Annotated in this window: 16 protein-coding genes; 12 read left to right on the forward strand and 4 right to left on the reverse strand. The window is 71.3% G+C overall.

What is annotated here, in order from left to right:
- Window positions 1-8: 8 nt before the first annotated feature.
- The 6 genes from ACIBI9_RS28160 to ACIBI9_RS28185 all read left to right on the forward strand — a co-directional run bounded on the left by ACIBI9_RS28160 (window position 9) and on the right by ACIBI9_RS28185 (window position 4,875).
- Window positions 9-842, forward strand: a complete 834-nt coding sequence (locus ACIBI9_RS28160) for a 2,3,4,5-tetrahydropyridine-2,6-dicarboxylate N-succinyltransferase (RefSeq protein ID WP_397225886.1) — start codon at window positions 9-11, stop codon at window positions 840-842.
- Entirely contained in the window at window positions 842-1,897 is a 1,056-nt protein-coding gene (dapE, locus tag ACIBI9_RS28165; RefSeq protein ID WP_397225888.1) for a succinyl-diaminopimelate desuccinylase, read from the forward strand. The genes ACIBI9_RS28160 and dapE overlap by 1 nt, the downstream gene beginning before the upstream one ends.
- Window positions 1,898-2,098: 201 nt before the next feature.
- Window positions 2,099-2,896: a TIGR00730 family Rossman fold protein gene (locus tag ACIBI9_RS28170; RefSeq protein ID WP_397225890.1), complete on the forward strand. Its 798-nt coding sequence runs from the start codon at window positions 2,099-2,101 to the stop codon at window positions 2,894-2,896.
- Window positions 2,897-2,907: 11 nt separating this feature from the next.
- Complete coding sequence (locus tag ACIBI9_RS28175; RefSeq protein ID WP_397225892.1) at window positions 2,908-3,492, forward strand: TIGR00730 family Rossman fold protein; 585 nt, start codon at window positions 2,908-2,910, stop codon at window positions 3,490-3,492.
- A gap of 82 nt (window positions 3,493-3,574) precedes the next feature.
- Entirely contained in the window at window positions 3,575-4,324 is a 750-nt protein-coding gene (locus tag ACIBI9_RS28180) for a hypothetical protein (protein ID WP_397225894.1), read from the forward strand.
- 29 nt (window positions 4,325-4,353) lie between these two features.
- Entirely contained in the window at window positions 4,354-4,875 is a 522-nt protein-coding gene (locus tag ACIBI9_RS28185) for a DNA-3-methyladenine glycosylase I (RefSeq protein ID WP_397226073.1), read from the forward strand.
- Here the strand turns inward: ACIBI9_RS28185 and ACIBI9_RS28190 are convergent.
- From ACIBI9_RS28190 to ACIBI9_RS28200, 3 genes are read right to left on the reverse strand one after another with little or no spacing between them, the layout of a single operon-like run.
- On the reverse strand, window positions 4,835-7,111 hold the full coding sequence (locus ACIBI9_RS28190) for a polysaccharide lyase 8 family protein (protein WP_397225896.1): 2,277 nt from the start codon (window positions 7,109-7,111) through the stop codon (window positions 4,835-4,837). The two genes, ACIBI9_RS28185 and ACIBI9_RS28190, sit on opposite strands and share 41 nt — an antisense overlap.
- Window positions 7,108-7,884, reverse strand: coding sequence for an enoyl-CoA hydratase-related protein (locus ACIBI9_RS28195; RefSeq protein ID WP_397225898.1), 777 nt, complete (start codon window positions 7,882-7,884; stop codon window positions 7,108-7,110). Before ACIBI9_RS28195 ends, ACIBI9_RS28190 begins: the two co-directional genes overlap by 4 nt.
- Window positions 7,881-8,678, reverse strand: coding sequence for a PaaX family transcriptional regulator C-terminal domain-containing protein (locus ACIBI9_RS28200; RefSeq protein WP_397225900.1), 798 nt, complete (start codon window positions 8,676-8,678; stop codon window positions 7,881-7,883). The genes ACIBI9_RS28195 and ACIBI9_RS28200 overlap by 4 nt, the downstream gene beginning before the upstream one ends.
- Before the next feature lie 159 nt (window positions 8,679-8,837).
- Here ACIBI9_RS28200 and ACIBI9_RS28205 point away from each other — a divergent pair, with 159 nt between their 5' ends.
- Window positions 8,838-9,005, forward strand: coding sequence for a DUF3117 domain-containing protein (locus ACIBI9_RS28205; protein ID WP_020545024.1), 168 nt, complete (start codon window positions 8,838-8,840; stop codon window positions 9,003-9,005).
- A 78-nt stretch (window positions 9,006-9,083) separates the two neighbouring features.
- Window positions 9,084-10,487 carry a leucyl aminopeptidase gene (locus ACIBI9_RS28210; protein ID WP_397225902.1) on the forward strand — a complete coding sequence of 468 codons (1,404 nt, stop codon included), beginning with the start codon at window positions 9,084-9,086 and terminating at the stop codon, window positions 10,485-10,487.
- A gap of 36 nt (window positions 10,488-10,523) precedes the next feature.
- On the opposite strand, the gene ACIBI9_RS28215 is transcribed toward ACIBI9_RS28210, so the two are convergent.
- Entirely contained in the window at window positions 10,524-11,162 is a 639-nt protein-coding gene (locus ACIBI9_RS28215) for an O-methyltransferase (RefSeq protein ID WP_394498456.1), read from the reverse strand.
- A gap of 173 nt (window positions 11,163-11,335) precedes the next feature.
- On the opposite strand from ACIBI9_RS28215, the gene sigE reads away from it, so the two are divergent.
- The 4 genes from sigE (at window position 11,336) to ACIBI9_RS28235 (ending at window position 15,303) form a co-directional block, all read left to right on the forward strand.
- Entirely contained in the window at window positions 11,336-11,968 is a 633-nt protein-coding gene (gene sigE / locus ACIBI9_RS28220; protein ID WP_192787922.1) for an RNA polymerase sigma factor SigE, read from the forward strand.
- On the forward strand, window positions 11,968-12,492 hold the full coding sequence (locus ACIBI9_RS28225; RefSeq protein ID WP_397225904.1) for an anti-sigma factor family protein: 525 nt from the start codon (window positions 11,968-11,970) through the stop codon (window positions 12,490-12,492). The genes sigE and ACIBI9_RS28225 overlap by 1 nt, the downstream gene beginning before the upstream one ends.
- 179 nt (window positions 12,493-12,671) lie before the next feature.
- Window positions 12,672-14,432: a trypsin-like peptidase domain-containing protein gene (locus tag ACIBI9_RS28230; RefSeq protein ID WP_397225906.1), complete on the forward strand. Its 1,761-nt coding sequence runs from the start codon at window positions 12,672-12,674 to the stop codon at window positions 14,430-14,432.
- A 502-nt stretch (window positions 14,433-14,934) separates the two neighbouring features.
- Window positions 14,935-15,303 (forward strand): sec-independent translocase, encoded by a 369-nt coding sequence (locus tag ACIBI9_RS28235; protein WP_397225908.1) that lies wholly within the window; start codon window positions 14,935-14,937, stop codon window positions 15,301-15,303.
- Window positions 15,304-15,568 lie beyond the last annotated feature (265 nt).

Here is a 15,568-nt window from a genome sequence, read left to right on the forward strand (position 1 = left end):
CCGTGGCCATGAGTGACGTGAGCACCACCTCACCGATTTCCCCGGTGGTGGACGAGTTGTGGGAGCGCCGGGCGGAGCTGTCGCCGGCCGACGCCGAGGCGCGCCGGCTGATCGTCGGGGCCGTCGACCTGCTCGACAGGGGCGAGGCCAGGGCCGCGCGCCTGGAGGGTGGCGAGGTGGTCGTGGACGAACGCGCCAAACGGGCCATCCTGCTCAGCTTCAAGGTGCTCGGCATGGCGCGCTCGCAGGTGGGCGACTTCCAGCACCACGACCGGGTCCCGCTCAAGAGCTCGCTCGACGGCGTGCGCGTGGTGCCCGGCGCGATCGCCCGCTGGGGCTCGTACCTGGCGCCCGGGGTGGTGCTGATGCCGTCGTTCACGAACATCGGCGCGTACGTGGACGGGGGGACCATGGTGGACACCTGGGCCACCGTCGGCTCGTGCGCGCAGATCGGGAAGAACGTCCATCTGTCGGGTGGAGCGGGCATCGGCGGCGTGCTGGAGCCGCCCAACGCCGTGCCGGTCGTCGTCGGGGACGGCGCGCTGATCGGCAGCCGGGCGATGATCGTCGAGGGTGCCCGGGTGGGCGAGGGCGCGGTCGTCGGAGCCGGCACGATCCTGTCCGGCTCGATCCCGGTGATCGACGTGCAGACCGGAGAGGAGCTGGCCCGCGGCCACATCCCCGCGTGGTGCGTGGCCGTCGGCGGCACCCGGCAGAAGGAGTTCCCCGGCGGCACGTTCGGCCTGCCGTGCGTGCTGGTGCTCAAGCGCCTGGAGCCGGGTCAGCGACACGACAAGGCGGCGCTCAACGACGTGCTGCGCGAACACGGAGTGAACACCTGATGCTTGATCTCACACAGGACGTACGCGCGCTGACCGCGGCGATCGTGGACATCGAGTCGGTGAGCGGCGATGAGCGCGTGCTGGCCGACGCGGTCGAGCGGGCGCTGTCCGCGCTGCCGCACCTGAAGGTCGAGAGGTCGGGCGAGACGGTCGTGGCCCGCACCGAGCTGGGCAGGTCCGAGCGGGTGCTGATCGCCGGGCACCTCGACACCGTCCCCGTCGCCGGCAACCTGCCCAGCCGGGTGGAGGGCGACCTGCTCTACGGGTGCGGCACGTCCGACATGAAGGCCGGCGTGGCGGTCGCGCTCAAGCTGGCGGCCACCGTCCCCGCTCCCGACAAGGACGTCACGTACGTCTTCTACGACTGCGAGGAGGTCGAGGCCGAGCGCAACGGCCTCAACCGCGTGGCCAGGGACCACCCCGACTGGCTGGCGGCCGACTTCGCGGTGCTCATGGAGCCGACCGACGGGGCGATCGAGGGCGGCTGCCAGGGCACGCTGCGGGCCGAGGTCACCGTCAGGGGCAAGCGGGCCCACAGCGCCAGGTCGTGGTTCGGGGTCAACGCCATTCACGGGATCGAGCCGGTCCTGGCCAGGCTGAACGCGTACGAGGCCCGGCTGCCGGTGGTCGACGGCCTCGAATACCACGAGGGACTGAACGCGGTCGGCGTCCGGGGCGGGGTCGCGGGCAACGTCATCCCCGACCTGTGCGTGGTGTCCGTCAACTACCGGTTCGCTCCCGATCTGACGATCGAGCAGGCGCAGGAGCACGTACGCGAGGTCTTCGACGGGTTCGAGGTGAGCTTCGTCGACGCCGCGCCCGGGGCCAGGCCGGGGCTGACGCATCCGGTGGCGGCGGCCTTCGCCGCGGCCGTCGGCGGCACGCCGCGGGCCAAGCTGGGCTGGACGGACGTCGCCCGCTTCTCCGCGCTGGGGGTGCCCGCCGTGAACTACGGTCCCGGGGATCCGAACCTGGCGCACCAGCAGGGCGAGTACGTGTCGCTGACGAAGATCGTCGAGAGCGAGCGGGCCATGCTCGACTGGCTCACAATATGAAAGTGGCCTTCCTCGCCGGCCATTTGGCGGGGAAGACCACTTTCAGTCCCGAGCAGCACCCTCGTGCAGTTAGACGCAGGGGGGTCGAAATCCGGTTCCCTGGTTTTCCGAAGATTTTTTAGAGACTGGGTTCACCGATCTGACCTGCGGTGTTCGCGCTCAGGACGCCCATCTCGCCCGAAGAGGGCTAGCGTGACCAGCATGGAACAGTCACGTCCTGAACGCCGTCAGGGCCAGGCGGTCGTACGCGGCCGCCTGGTGCCCAGCTCCACGCACGACCAGCGCCTGCTCGCCCGCCAGGGGCCGTCCGACTGGGTCCACATGGACCCGTGGCGGGTGCTGCGGATCCAGGCCGAGTTCGTGGAGGGGTTCGGCCAGCTCGCCGAGCTGCCGCCGGCGGTCACGGTCTTCGGCTCCGCCCGCACCTCCGACGGGGCGCCCGACTACCAGCAGGGCCGCGCGCTCGGCCAGGCGCTGGCCGAGGCGGGCTACGCGGTGATCACGGGCGGCGGGCCCGGCGTCATGGAGGCCGCCAACCGCGGCGCGAGCGAGGTGGACGGCGCGATGTCGGTCGGGCTCGGCATCGAGCTCCCGTTCGAGCAGCGCATGAACGACTATGTCGACCTCGGCATCGAGTTCCGCTACTTCTTCGTGCGCAAGACGATGTTCGTCAAGTACTCGTGCGGCTTCATCGCCCTGCCCGGCGGCTTCGGCACGCTCGACGAGCTGTTCGAGGCGCTGACGCTGGTGCAGACCCACAAGGTCACCTCCTTCCCCGTGGTCCTGATGGGCTCGGAGTTCTGGGGCGGGCTGCTCGAGTGGGTCAAGGGCACCCTGCTCGGCACCGGCAAGATCGCCGCCCAGGACCTCGACCTGATCACCGTCACCGACGACGTGGACGAGGCCGTGCGCATCATCGTGGACGCCGACCTGGCCCGCTCCAAGCAGCGCGAAGAGGAGCTGGAGGCCGCCGCGGCCCAGTACGCAGAGCCCCAATAGGCTTCCTGAATGTGAATATCTGCGTCTATTGCGCCTCCAGCCTGAACATCGACAAGAAGTACATCGACCTGGCCGGACACGTCGGCGCCGAGCTCGCCAAGCGGGGTCACACCCTGGTGAGCGGCGGCGCCACGGTCTCCTGCATGGGTGCGATCGGCTCGGCCGTCCGCGCGGGCGGCGGCCGTACGATCGGTGTGATCCCGCAGGTGCTGGTGGACATCGAGGTGGCGGACGAGGAGTCGGACGAGCTGATCGTCACCACCGACATGCGCGAGCGCAAGGGGATCATGGACGCCCGCTCCGACGCGTTCCTCGTGCTGCCCGGCGGCATCGGCACGCTTGAGGAACTGTTCGAGATCTGGACCGCGCGGGTGCTCGGCATCCACGACCGCCCCCTGGTGATCCTCGACCCCTGGGGCCTGTACGACCCGCTCAAGGAGCTGATGAACCACCTGTACGACGAGGGCTTCACCCGGCCCGCCGTCTTCGACGCGATCTCGTGGACCTCCACGGTGGAGGAGGCGTTCGCCCGGCTGGAGGCGCGGACGCAACCGGTCAGGCCCAGCGTCGCCGAACTCGGCGAGGCGACCGGCTGACCGGCGTACTCACCGCCCGGAGACGCACAGGCTGCGGCAAGTGCGGGACCTCATGCCCCGATGGTATGAGTACGATGCCAATGTGCTGGTCATTCTCGCCATCGCCGCCATTGCCATCTTGGCCTGTGTGGTCTTGGTCTCCCTCGGTAGGGGCGGTGAGCTGACCGAGTTCCCGCCGGATGTGCCGCCTCTCGACCTGCCCGAGCCCGGACAGCTGACGGCGGTCGACTTCATGGCGCTCCAACTGCCGGTCAACCTGGTCGGCTACCACACGGCGAGCGTCGACGAGACCCTGCGCAGGGCCGCCAACGCGATCAGCGCGCGTGACACGCGGATCGCGGTGCTGGAGCAGCGGGTCTCCGAGCTGCTGTCGAGCCGCTTGCACGCGCGCCAGGAGATCTACGCCGCGCCGGGGGCGGGGCTGCGTACCGACCACGCGCCCGAGGCGCCGGCGGTGGCGCGCGAGCTGCCGGAGTCCGGCGATCCCGTGGAAGTCAGCGGCGCCACGGTGTCCTGGGACGAGACGCCGGAGCTGCGGCGCGCGCCGGAGGACCCGGAGTGGCGGATCCCGCCGGGCGACGGCGAGCCGGCCCCGGAGGCCGCCTCGGACGAGCGCGACACGGTGTCTCCCGTTGCGGAGCCCCCCGCTGACGAGAAGCCGGACGAGAAGCCCGACGAGACCGTCGAAGCCGCCGAGGACGACGAGGTCGCCGAGCCGGTGGACGAGTCCGAGGACGACGCGGAGACCACTCTGGCCGCGCAGGGCAAGGACGGGGACGACGCGGAGACCACCCGGGCCGCGCAGGGCAAGGACGGGGACGGGCGCCCGTGACCGAGCAGATCCGGTGCTCCTGGACGGGCATGGCGGGCAATCCTGCCTACATCGCCTACCACGACGACGAGTGGGGCCGCCCGCTCAGGGGCGACGACGCGGTCTTCGAGCGCGTGGCCCTGGAGGCGTTCCAGTCGGGCCTGTCGTGGCTGACGATCCTGCGCAAGCGGGAGAACTTCCGCGCGGCCTTCGACCGGTTCTCGATCGCCAAGGTGGCCGCGTACACCGAGCAGGACGTGGAGCGCCTGCTCGGCGACGAGGGCATCGTGCGCAACCGGGCCAAGATCGAGGCTGCGGTCGGCAACGCCAGGGCCGCCATGGACCTCCCCGAGGGCCTGTCGGACCTGGTGTGGCGCTACGCCGACCCGGACGCGCCCGTGCCGAGGAGCATGGCCGACGTGCCCGCCACCACGCCCGCCTCCAAGGCGATGGCCAAGGAGCTGAAGAAGCACGGGTTCAGGTTCGTCGGCCCGACCACGGCCTACGCGTTGATGCAGGCCATCGGCCTGGTCAACGATCACATCGAGGGCTGCGTGGCCCGTTCGCGCTGAGCTCTAAGGTGTGGGTCGCGCCGAGCGACCCGCCGAGCTCGACGGTCACGGCGGTCGTCTCCCCGGTCCGCGCCGTGACGGTGCCGTCGGCCCTGAGGAGCCCGCCCAGCGGCTGGTCGAGCGTGATCGTCACGAGGTCCACCGTCCGGCTCGGGTCGGCCACCGCCACGGCCACCCGCCCGCCGGCGCGCCGCACGATCACCACGCACGGCGCGTCGACCGTGATCCCCCCGAGGCTCCCGGCCGTCCAGAACGCGGCCGCGAGCAGCCCCCGCGCCCGCACGGCCTGCAGCTCGGCGGTGTTGGCGGACACCCGCACGGGACGCCGCCCGCGGTACCTGCGCGTCCACTCGCGCGCCGCGCCCGGCAGCACCGTGTACGCGTAGGAGGCGTTCACGGGGTCGACGCCGTGGTCGATCCAGAGGCTCGCGTAGCGCCGCGTGACGGGCTCGAACGCGCCGCCGGTGTCGTCGCCCGCGTTGATGTCGCGCCACCTGCCCGTTCGCGTCTCCACGGCGCACTGAGCGCCGTCCAGCACGTAACCCGCGACCCCGGGCAGATGCGCCCAGCCGTCGCCGACGTGCGGCAGCGCGTCCGTGGCCCGGTTCTCCACCACTGTCACGACCCCGCGCCCGTCGGAGCCGGTGATGCCGCTGCCGAGCGCCACCACGGCCGAGTCGAGGAAGAACCACGACTTGCGCGCCCGCAGGCTCGCGCCCTCGCTCATCAGCTCCATGACGGCGGCCCCGTACCGGCCGTCGAGCACCGCGCCGCCGGCCCACACGCCGGGCGGGCAGTGGGCGCGGAAGGAGAGGTCCGCGCGCTCGCGGTCGTCGACGGTGGTCCCGGGCAGCCGGTACGGGTCCACCGTCGGCCAGAAGTCCTCGCCGAAGTGGCCCAGGTCGCTCGTGTAGAGGTAGGTCATGCCGTCGCCGGTGTACCAGCCGTGCAGGTTCTCCCGGTTGATCGCCTCGTACGCGGCGACCCGGCGTGATGACAGGCTGAGCGCGAACGACCAGGTGGGCCGCCGGTGCACGATCCGGTCCATCGAGGGGAACACGAAGTGCCCGACGGGCCCGGGCGCGGCCTCGACGCTCTCGTCGCGCAGCACCGCCGCCGCCCGCCGGGTCTCCGGCACGTCCGCGTGCTCCAGGTAGGGGCGGGCCTTGCCGCGCTCGATCCACCCCTTGGCCAGCTCCCTGAACCGGCCGGCGTACGGCTCGGGCGCGCTCCTGGCCAGCAGCAGGACGGCGCCGATCAGGCCATGTCCGGCCACGGCGTCGGAGAACGCCTGCCGCGTGGCCGCCCGCCCCCTGACCGTGTCCATCAGCAGCCCGTCGTGGACGAACGGGGCGTACGACCGCTCGACCGCGTCCAGCACCACGGGCAGGCCCGGATCGCGGACCTGCCACGGGGATCCGTCCAGGAGCGCGAGCGCCTCGGCGACCGCGACGATCAGCGACAGGCCGTAGGAACCGGTGTACGCGACGCACTCGTGCTGGATGAACGACCCGTCGCGGTAGAAGCCGTCGCCGGACCCGACGTGGCGGAACACGCTCCTGAGCCCGCCGTCGCGCACGTCCGACAGGCCGTCGCGGGCCAGCGCCAGCTTGTCCGCGCTGCGCCCCGCGATGCCGCGGAAGGCGACGACGGAGGCCTTGTCGGCCCGGTTGGCGCCGCTCTCGCTCGCCTGCGGGTTGCCGGTCCGGCGGTCGGCGTCCGGGCAGAACCGGTCGACCGCCGCCAGGTAGGCGTCGAGCCTGGCGGCATCGAGCCGGTCGCCGAGCAGCACGCACAACCGGCTCAGGTGCGCGGGAGTGCCGATCTCCCAGAACCACCAGTTGCCCGTCTCGGGCAGCCGCTCGTTGTAGTGCCGCTCGTGGAGCACGTCGAGCGCGTCCACCACGCGCGCCGCGACGGCGTCGTCGCCGTGCTGCGCGGTGCCGGGCGTGGCCCACGCCGTGGCGATCCGGCGGAGGCGGCCGTAGCTGCCGGTGACGTTGCCGGGGTGACCGGTCGGCGGAAGGTCCGGCCAGAGCGTTCCGGGCGCCATCGAGGCCAGCAGGCCGCCGGCGGTCTCACTCAGCCTGGCCAGCGGCCCGGCGTAGACCGGATCGGACACGTCGATCCCGCCGCCGGTGAGCAGGCCGAGCGCGCTCGCCCGGAGAGCGTCGAACGCGGGCACGCTTCCGCCGGCGGCGGCCTGCTGCGCGGCCGGGTCCGGTGCGGACGTCACTCGGCGCGGAACGTCGGGCGTTCCTTGGCGAGGAAGGCGCGGGTGGCGTTCAGGTGATCCAGGGTGGCGGCGCATTCGTCCTGGAGGTCGGCCTCCATGGCGAGCGAGTCGGGCAGCGAGTGGGTCGCGGCGTAGGCCAGCGCCCGCTTGGTGGCGGCGTAGGCGAGGGTCGGGCCGTGCGCGAGGCGTACGGCCAGCTCGTGGGCGGTCTTCAGCACGTCGTCGGCGGGCACCACGCGCGTGACCAGGCCCAGCTCCAGCGCGCGGGCCGCGTCGAGCGGCTCGCCGAGCAGCAGCAGCTCGGCCGCGCGGCCCTGGCCGACCAGGCGCTGCAGCGTCCACGAGGCGCCCGAGTCGGGCACCAGGCCGATGCCGGCGAACGCCAGCGCGAACTTCGCCTTCTCCGAGGCCACCCGCAGGTCGCAGGCGAAGGCCAGCGACGCGCCCGCGCCCGCGGCGACGCCGTTGACCGCGGCCACCACCGGCTTGGCCATGGTGGTGATCAGCTCCACGATCGGGTTGTAGTGGACGCGGACCGTGTCGGCCAGGCCGCGGCCCGCCTCCAGGTTGTCGGCGTGTTCGCGCAGGTCCTGGCCCGCGCAGAAGGCCCGGCCCGAGCCGGTCAGCAGCACGGCCCTGATCGCGGGATCGCCCGCCGCGCGGCGCAGTGCGTCGAGGAGGGCGGCCTTGGCCTCGGCGGTCAGCGAGTTCATGGCGTCGGGGCGGTCGAGCGTGATGGTGGCGACCGTGTCGGCCACGTCATAGCGGATCAAAGTAACTCCCTCTCGACGAACGCGGCGGCCGCGGGCAGCAGCCTGGCGGCCTCCTGCTCGAAGTACGCCCTGGCCTTCTCGCCCGGCCAGCCCGCGGGCAGCAGCTCGGGCGGCAGTCCCGGGTCGCGGAACAGGAAGTTGCGCCAGCCGTGCACGAGCCTGCTCCTGGTGGCGAACACCTGGTCCGCCGGTGCTCCCTCGGGCAGTGTGCTGATCAGCGTGACAGCCTCGGCGAGCCAGTGCTCATACGCCTCGCCGATGGCCGTCAGATCCCATGCCCTCGCCACCAGCTCCCGAGGGTCGCCCTCCAGCGCCGAGTCGAACCTGTCGGCCCGCACCCCCTCGCTGTCGAGCAGGTTGTCCAGCTCGATCGACGATCGTGGACCGATCCACGTCGTCTCCGACAAGGACGCGTATCCGAGGAACGCCAGGTCGGCTCTGAGCCGCTCCCTGCGCGGCCGCTCCTTCACCGGCGCGAAGACGACCAGGTGCCACCGGCCGTGCCAGGTCAGCGTCCCGGCTCGGTAAATTCTGAGCGCGGCCTCGTCCAGGCGCCGGACGCATTTCGGCGTCAGTCCGTAGCCGGCTCCCTGCGGGAGTTTCACGGGCCGCAGCCACCCCTGTCGCACCATTCGTGACACAGCGGTGCGGACGGCGGGAGGGGCTATTTCCAGGGGTTTCATGAGCCTTACGAGGGAGGCGACGGACGCCTGTCCACCGCGCGGGAGCAGGTGGTCTCCATAGAGATCGAACAGAGCGGCGCGAGCGTGCACGAAGTCCAGTTTGGACGTCATCGCACGGCTCGACAACGCATTCTGGGAGGAGATCGTTACCCATGAGCGCTCTCGATGCGGGAGAATAGGACATCACAGAAGACGTGAATGCGCCGACCACCCCCACGGGCGGTCGGAAATCGCGGGCCGCGGGAGCCCAAGGCAGGAAGGGATGCACGCATGGCGGCGATGAAGCCGCGGACCGGCGATGGTCCGCTCGAGGTCACCAAGGAAGGGCGCGGCATTGTCATGCGGGTCCCCCTGGAGGGTGGCGGCCGGCTCGTCGTGGAGATTTCCGCCGACGAGGCGAAGGCGCTCGGCGAGGCGTTGAAGAACGTCGTCGGCTGAGAGCTCCCGAAAGACCACCTGTTCCACGACCCTGGCGTAATCCGGCGCCAGGGTCGCTGACGTTCGAGGAGAGAATCCGTGCCCATTGAGACCACTGCGTCGGTGGTCGCCCAGGTTCCCGACGGAGCCGAGCTGCTGGCCGTTCCCTTTGACTCCGCCCTCAGCCCCGAGGTCGAGCTGCACCTGCCGGTGTCCGACCTGCTGGCCCACTACGAGGCCAAGGGAGAGGCGGGGGAGATCGTCGAGGTTCCCGTGGCACGGGCCGGCGGTGTCGGCCGCGTCCTGCTCTACGGAGTGGGCGACGGCTCGCCGCGTGCCCTGCGCAAGGCCGGCGCCGCGCTCACTCGCAGAGCCAAGGGCAGGGACACGCTGACCGTGGTCACGCCCGAGGGCGACGTGGCGGCGTTCGCCGAGGCGGCGCTGCTGGCGGCGTACTCGTTCAAGATCGGCAACGGGGGCAAGAAGCCGGTGCGGGCGCTGGCCTTCGCGGGCGCGGACGCGGCGCAGGTCCGGCGCGCCCAGGTCGTGGCGCAGGCGGTGGCGCTCGCCCGCGACCTGGCCAACACCCCCTCCTCCGTCAAGAACCCCGCGTGGCTGGCCGAGCGGGCCGCCGAGGTCGGGGTGCCCGCGCGGATCTGGGACGAGGAGCAGCTGCAGGCCGACGGGTTCGGCGGCATCCTCGCCGTCGGCAGGGGTTCGGCCAGCCCGCCCCGGCTCATCCAGCTCTCCTACACCCCCGCCGAGCCCACCGACCGGCACGTGGTGCTGGTGGGCAAGGGGATCACGTTCGACTCGGGCGGGCTGTCGCTCAAGCCCAACGAGAACATGAAGACCCAGAAGACCGACATGGCGGGCGGCGCGGTGGTGATCGCCGTGCTCGGCGCACTGGCCGAGCTGGGCGCGCCCGTACGGGTCACCGGGCTGATCGCCTCCGCCGAGAACATGCCCTCGGGCACGGCGCAGCGGCCCAGTGACGTGATCAAGCATTACGGCGGGCGCACGGTCGAGGTGCTCAACACCGACGCCGAGGGCCGGCTGGTGCTGGCCGACGCCCTCGCCTATGCCGACGCCGTCCTCGACCCCGACGAGATCGTGGACGTCGCCACCCTCACCGGGGCGATCACGGTGGCGCTCGGCCGCAACGTCGGCGCCGTCTACGCCTCCGACGACGCGCTGGCCAAGCAGCTCCTGGACGCCGGGCAGGAGAGCGACGACCGGCTGTGGCGGATGCCGCTGATCGAGGACTACGCGCCCGCGCTGGAGTCGTCGATCGCCGACCTCGCCAACGTCGAGGCCGGGTCCAGGTTCGGGGCCGGGTCGATCACGGCGGCGCTGTTCCTGCGGGAGTTCGCGGGGCGGCGGCCGTGGGCGCACCTCGACATCGCCGGCGTCGGGCGCAGCACGGTCGACGAGGGCACGCTGACCAAGGGCGCCACGGGGTTCGGCGTCCGCCTCCTGCTGGAGTGGCTCACCCGAGCCTGACCCGCTCGCCCGCGCCTGGCGCCCGCTCGCCCGGGGCTAGTCGGCGATCTTGATGGCGGCCAGCAGGCCGTCGCCCAGGGGCATGAGCACCGAGCGCAGGCGGTCGTCCGACTGCACCAGCTTGCCCACCTCGCGCAGCGCCACCGTGTCGGTGTCGCGTTGCGCGGGGTCGGCCACCCGGTTGTGCCAGAGCATGTTGCCGAAGGCCACGATGCCGCCCACGCGCAGCAGGCGGACCGCCTCGGCGAGGTAGTCGGCGTACTCGTGCTTCGCGCCGTCGGCGAACACCATGTCGTAACCGCCGTCCGACAGCCGCGGCAGCACATCGAGCGCCCGGCCCGAGATGAGCCGCACCCGCCCGCCGGAGAAGCCCGCCTCCGCGAACGCCTGTCTGGCCAGCCGCTGGTGCTCGGGCTCGACGTCCACGCTCGTGAGCGTCCCGTCCGTACGCATGCCGCGCAGCAGCCACAGCCCCGAGACGCCGCAGCCCGTGCCGATCTCGACGACCGACTTGGCGTTGACGGCGGTGGCGAGGAAGCACAGTGCCGCCCCGCCGCCGGGAAGGATGGGTGTGGCCCCCATCTCCAGCCCGCGCTGTCGCGCCGTGTGCAGGAGCTCATCTTCCTGATGGAACTGCTCCGCATAGGCCAGAGTGGCCTCCACCGGGTTGGTCATCGGCCGCCTCCCCCCACTTTCGTGCGATTGGTCCACGAGATTGGCACCGATCGCAGCCTAGGGGAGACACGCCAGGACGGGAACTCAGGAGGGACCTAAGGCGTTGCAGGTTTAAACGGGCTTTGCCGGTCCGGAAGGCAGGCAGTGCGCACGAAGGGACGAAACCAGGCACTATGGCGGTAGCGGTGGTCCCAAAGAGAGGAGTTCTGGTGGACGAAAGCGACCACCAGGCGGATACTCCCGTGTCGTCTGACTGGACGCCTCCCACATGGGAGGAAGTGGTGCGGACTCACTCCGCACGCGTGTATCGGCTGGCATACCGGCTGACCGGCAATGTCCACGACGCGGAAGACCTCACCCAGGAGGTCTTCGTCCGCGTCTTCAGGTCGCTGTCGAGCTACACCCCGGGCACGTTCGAGGGGTGGCTGCACCGGATCACGACGAACCTGTTCCTCGACATGGCGCGGCGCAAGCAGCGCATCAGGTTCGAGGGGCTGGCCGACGACGCCGCCGAGCGGCTGCGTGGCCGTGAGCCGTCCCCGGCGCAGGCGTTCGACGACGCCCACCTGGAGCCCGACATCCAGGCCGCCCTCGACGCGCTCGCCCCCGAGTTCCGGGCCGCGATCGTGCTGTGTGACATCGAGGGCCTTTCTTACGAGGAGATCGCGGCCACACTCGGCGTCAAGCTGGGTACGGTCCGAAGCCGTATTCACCGTGGCCGGGCGCAGTTGCGGGAGGCGCTCGATCATCGAGCCCCCCGTAATTCTCAACTCCCCCCGACCGTGATCCGTGGGGAGGAATTCTGATGGCTCATCTTGGAGAACGCGTTTCCGCGCTCGTGGACGGAGAGCTCAACCACACCGAACGCGAGCGTGCGCTGGCTCATCTGACCTTCTGTGCCGACTGTCGGCAAGAGGTCGAGTCGATGCGGGCGCTGAAGACGCGCCTGCGCTCCCTGGACGGGCCGGCGATGCCGGCAGATCTGACGATGTCCCTGCTCCGGATGGCGGAGCCGGGCGGCCCGCTGCCTCCGAGGGAGCGCCCTTTTCCGTCCCGCACGTTCGGCGGGGTGCCCATCCCTGGGCCGCACACCATCGCTCCGCTGGACAACCGCCCGCGGAGGGACGCCACTGGTGGGGTCTCGGGCCCTGGTCGCGGCGGTAGGCGGCGTTCGGCCTACGTGGCCGTAGGGGTCGTATCCGCGGCCGTCGCGCTCGGCACCTTCTTCGCGACCACCGGCGTCGGACAGAACAACCCGGCGCCGCCGGTGGAGCTGTTCCAGCAGCCGCGTACCTCGCCGGCGGGCGCGCCCTCGACAGCCACTCCTTGACCTCCGGTTGACCTCCGGCTATGCCTGGGAGACTTGGACTTGGCGTACTTGGCAGCGCGCTGGGCATACGATCTGGGTTCGGGATTTGTCACAAGCGATTCCTGACAAATGCTTTATGACCCTCGTATGCCGCAAGAGCGAGGATTGCGGTGGCCGAGCCAAGGAGTGGTGAGACTTAGATGACCGACGAGACGCGCCCCACAGAAGGACGCACGCCGTCGGACTACCCCGAACCACAGGGGCGGCCGGACTTCCTGCCCGCGGACGACTCGCCCGACCAGGCCGGCCGGCTGCCGGAGCCGCCCGCCTCGTTCGGCACCTCTTGGGGCGACCCCTCGGGCCGCCCCTCTTCGGGTGTTCCCCCGTACGGTGGCCCGAATTCCGGCGCTCCCACGTTCACCAGCCCCTCGTTCAGCTCCCCGAGCTCCTACGAGAGCCCCTCATACGGTCACGAGGGCAGCGGCCCGTCGTTCGGAGCCTCCTCCTACGACAGCGGCTCCTCGTTCGGCAGCCCTTCCTACGACAGCGGCTCCACGTTCGGCAGCCCCTCCTACGACAGCACCGGCCCTTCCTACAGCACCGGTCCCTCCTACGGGAGCGGCCCGTCGTTCGGAAGCGGTCCGTCGTACGGCGGCGGGCCGGACAACGGGACGCGCGCCTACGAGAGCCCGGTGTTCGGCGGCCCGACCCCGTCCGGTCCCACCGGCGGCAACACGCCGCCGCCACCACCGCCGCCCCGCCAGGCGCTCCCCATGGGCGCGGGCTGGGCGCCACCGCCTCCCGGCCAGGACGCGGGCTCCTCGGGGGGCAGGCGCGGGCCGGGCACGGCCCTGCTCGTCTCGACCGCCGTGGCCATCGCCCTGGTGGCCTCGCTGCTCGGCAGCGTCGGCACGTACCTGCTCACCAAGCCGAGTGGCGGCAACGACCCCGGCTACAGCCTCGGCCCCCTGCCGACCGGCGCCGCCACCAACCGGGAGCCCGGATCGGTGGCGGGCGTGGCCGCGCGCGTGCTGCCCAGCGTGGTCTCGATCGAGGCCGGCACCACCACCGAGGGCGCGTCCGGTTCCGGGTTCCTGATCAAGAACGGCTACGTGGTGACCAACAACCACGTCGTCGCGCTGGCCGCCAAGGGCGGCGAGATCCGGATCATGTTCAACAACCGCAAGACCACGCCGGGCAAGATCGTGGGCCGCGACCCCGGCTCGGACCTGGCCGTGATCAAGCCCGAGGACACGTTCGGGACGCCGGAGATCACCCTCGGCAACTCCGACCAGGTCGTGGTCGGCGACCCGGTCATCGCGATCGGCTCCCCGCTGGGCCTCACGGGCACGGTGACGACGGGCATCGTCAGCTCGCTCAACCGCCCGGTCATCGCGGGCGACGAGACGGGCTCCGGCACGGAGGAGCCCGCCTACATCAGCGCCATCCAGACGGACGCCGCCATCAACCCGGGCAACTCGGGCGGCCCGCTGGTGAACGGCAAGGGCGAGGTCGTCGGCGTGAACTCCGCCATCGCCACCCTCGGCCGTTCGGTGAACAGCCAGAGCGGCAGCATCGGCCTGGGCTTCGCCATCCCCGTCAACCAGACGCGGCGCGTGGCCGAGGAACTGATCACCACCGGCAAGGCCAAGCGGCCCAGGATCGGCATCGTCCTGGACAAGGACTACAAGGGCCAGGGCGTGAAGATCGCGTCGTCGCCCAGCGGCGGCCGCCAGCCGGTGGACGCCAACGGGCCGGCGGACAAGGCCGGGCTGAAGGCGGGCGACGTCATCCTGGAGATCGACGGGCTGGCCCTGCAGGACGGGAACGAACTGATCGCCCTGATCCGCAGCAAGGCACCGGGCGCCAAGATCACCATCAAGTACCAGCGCGCAGGCCAGGAACGCACCGCCACCCTGACCGTGGTCACCGAAGACGAGCCCACCCCGACGCCTTCCTGACCACCCCTTGGCGCGCCGCGCGAGGCAGTGCATGACGAGTGCCATCCGCGCCGTCCTTCGGGTTCGGGGGCGCGGGTGGTCGCTGTCCGGGCCGTCTTCGGTGGCGGTCCTTGGGGTTCTTCACTGCTGTGTGGGTGATCACCATGCGGGCCTTCTTTGGTGGCGGTCCTTGGGGGTTCTTCGCGGTGGCGCGGGTGGTCACCACCCGCGCCGTTCTTGGTGTTCGTCCTTCGATCCTTTACGGCTGCGCACGGTGGGCACCACCCGCCGACCCGGGTGACCGACCTTCCAGGGAGACGCTTACCGGCTTCCCCGCCGCGCCGCCGCAACGGACGGTGCGACCGGCTGGGTGGTAGACGCGTTGACCGGGGCGGGAGGGGTGTATGGGGGCAATGTCGGTGATATGACCAAGGGGAGACGACCGACCTACCCCCGGGAGCCCTTAGTCTGTGGATAGGCCGGGGTTGTCCTCGGAGAGGTTGGACTGCGGTAGGAGCTCACGGTGTTCGGACTCGGGTGGATGGAGATCGGAGCGCTGATCGTCATCGCGCTGCTCGTCTTCGGTCCCGACAAGCTGCCTCAGGCCGCATCTCAGGCGGGCAAGACGCTGCGCAACCTGCGCCGGATGGCGAACAACGCGCGTGACGACCTGCGTTCCGGGCTGGGCCCGGAGTTCTCCAACTTCGACCCCGCCGACCTCAACCCGAGGAACTTCGTCCGCAAGCACCTGCTCGACGACCTCGAGGACGACTGGAACGACAACAACAGGCCCCGGGAGCTGGAGCCCGCCACGACGGCTCCGTACACGCCCGAGCCGGTGGACGAGCTCGGCTACGGGGAGATTCCCCCTTACGACTCAGAGGCGACCTGACGGGCCGGACAGGCCCCGTCGCCGTCCATACGGCTCGCCGCGTCCCGGACGGCACACGAGGGCTCAAACGGCCCGCCGCCCGTCCCACGGGGCCACCGGCGCCCACAACCGCTCATAGGGCCCTCTGAGGGTCCTCCACGCCCTCTCGGACGCGCCTCGGTCAACGCATTCACCACCCAGCGGATCCCACCGTCCGTAGCGGCGGCGCACCGGGGAGGCTGGTAAGCGTCTCCCTGGAAGGTCGGTCACCCGGGTCGGCGGGTGG

The sequence above is a fragment of the Nonomuraea sp. NPDC050451 genome (assembly GCF_044458585.1).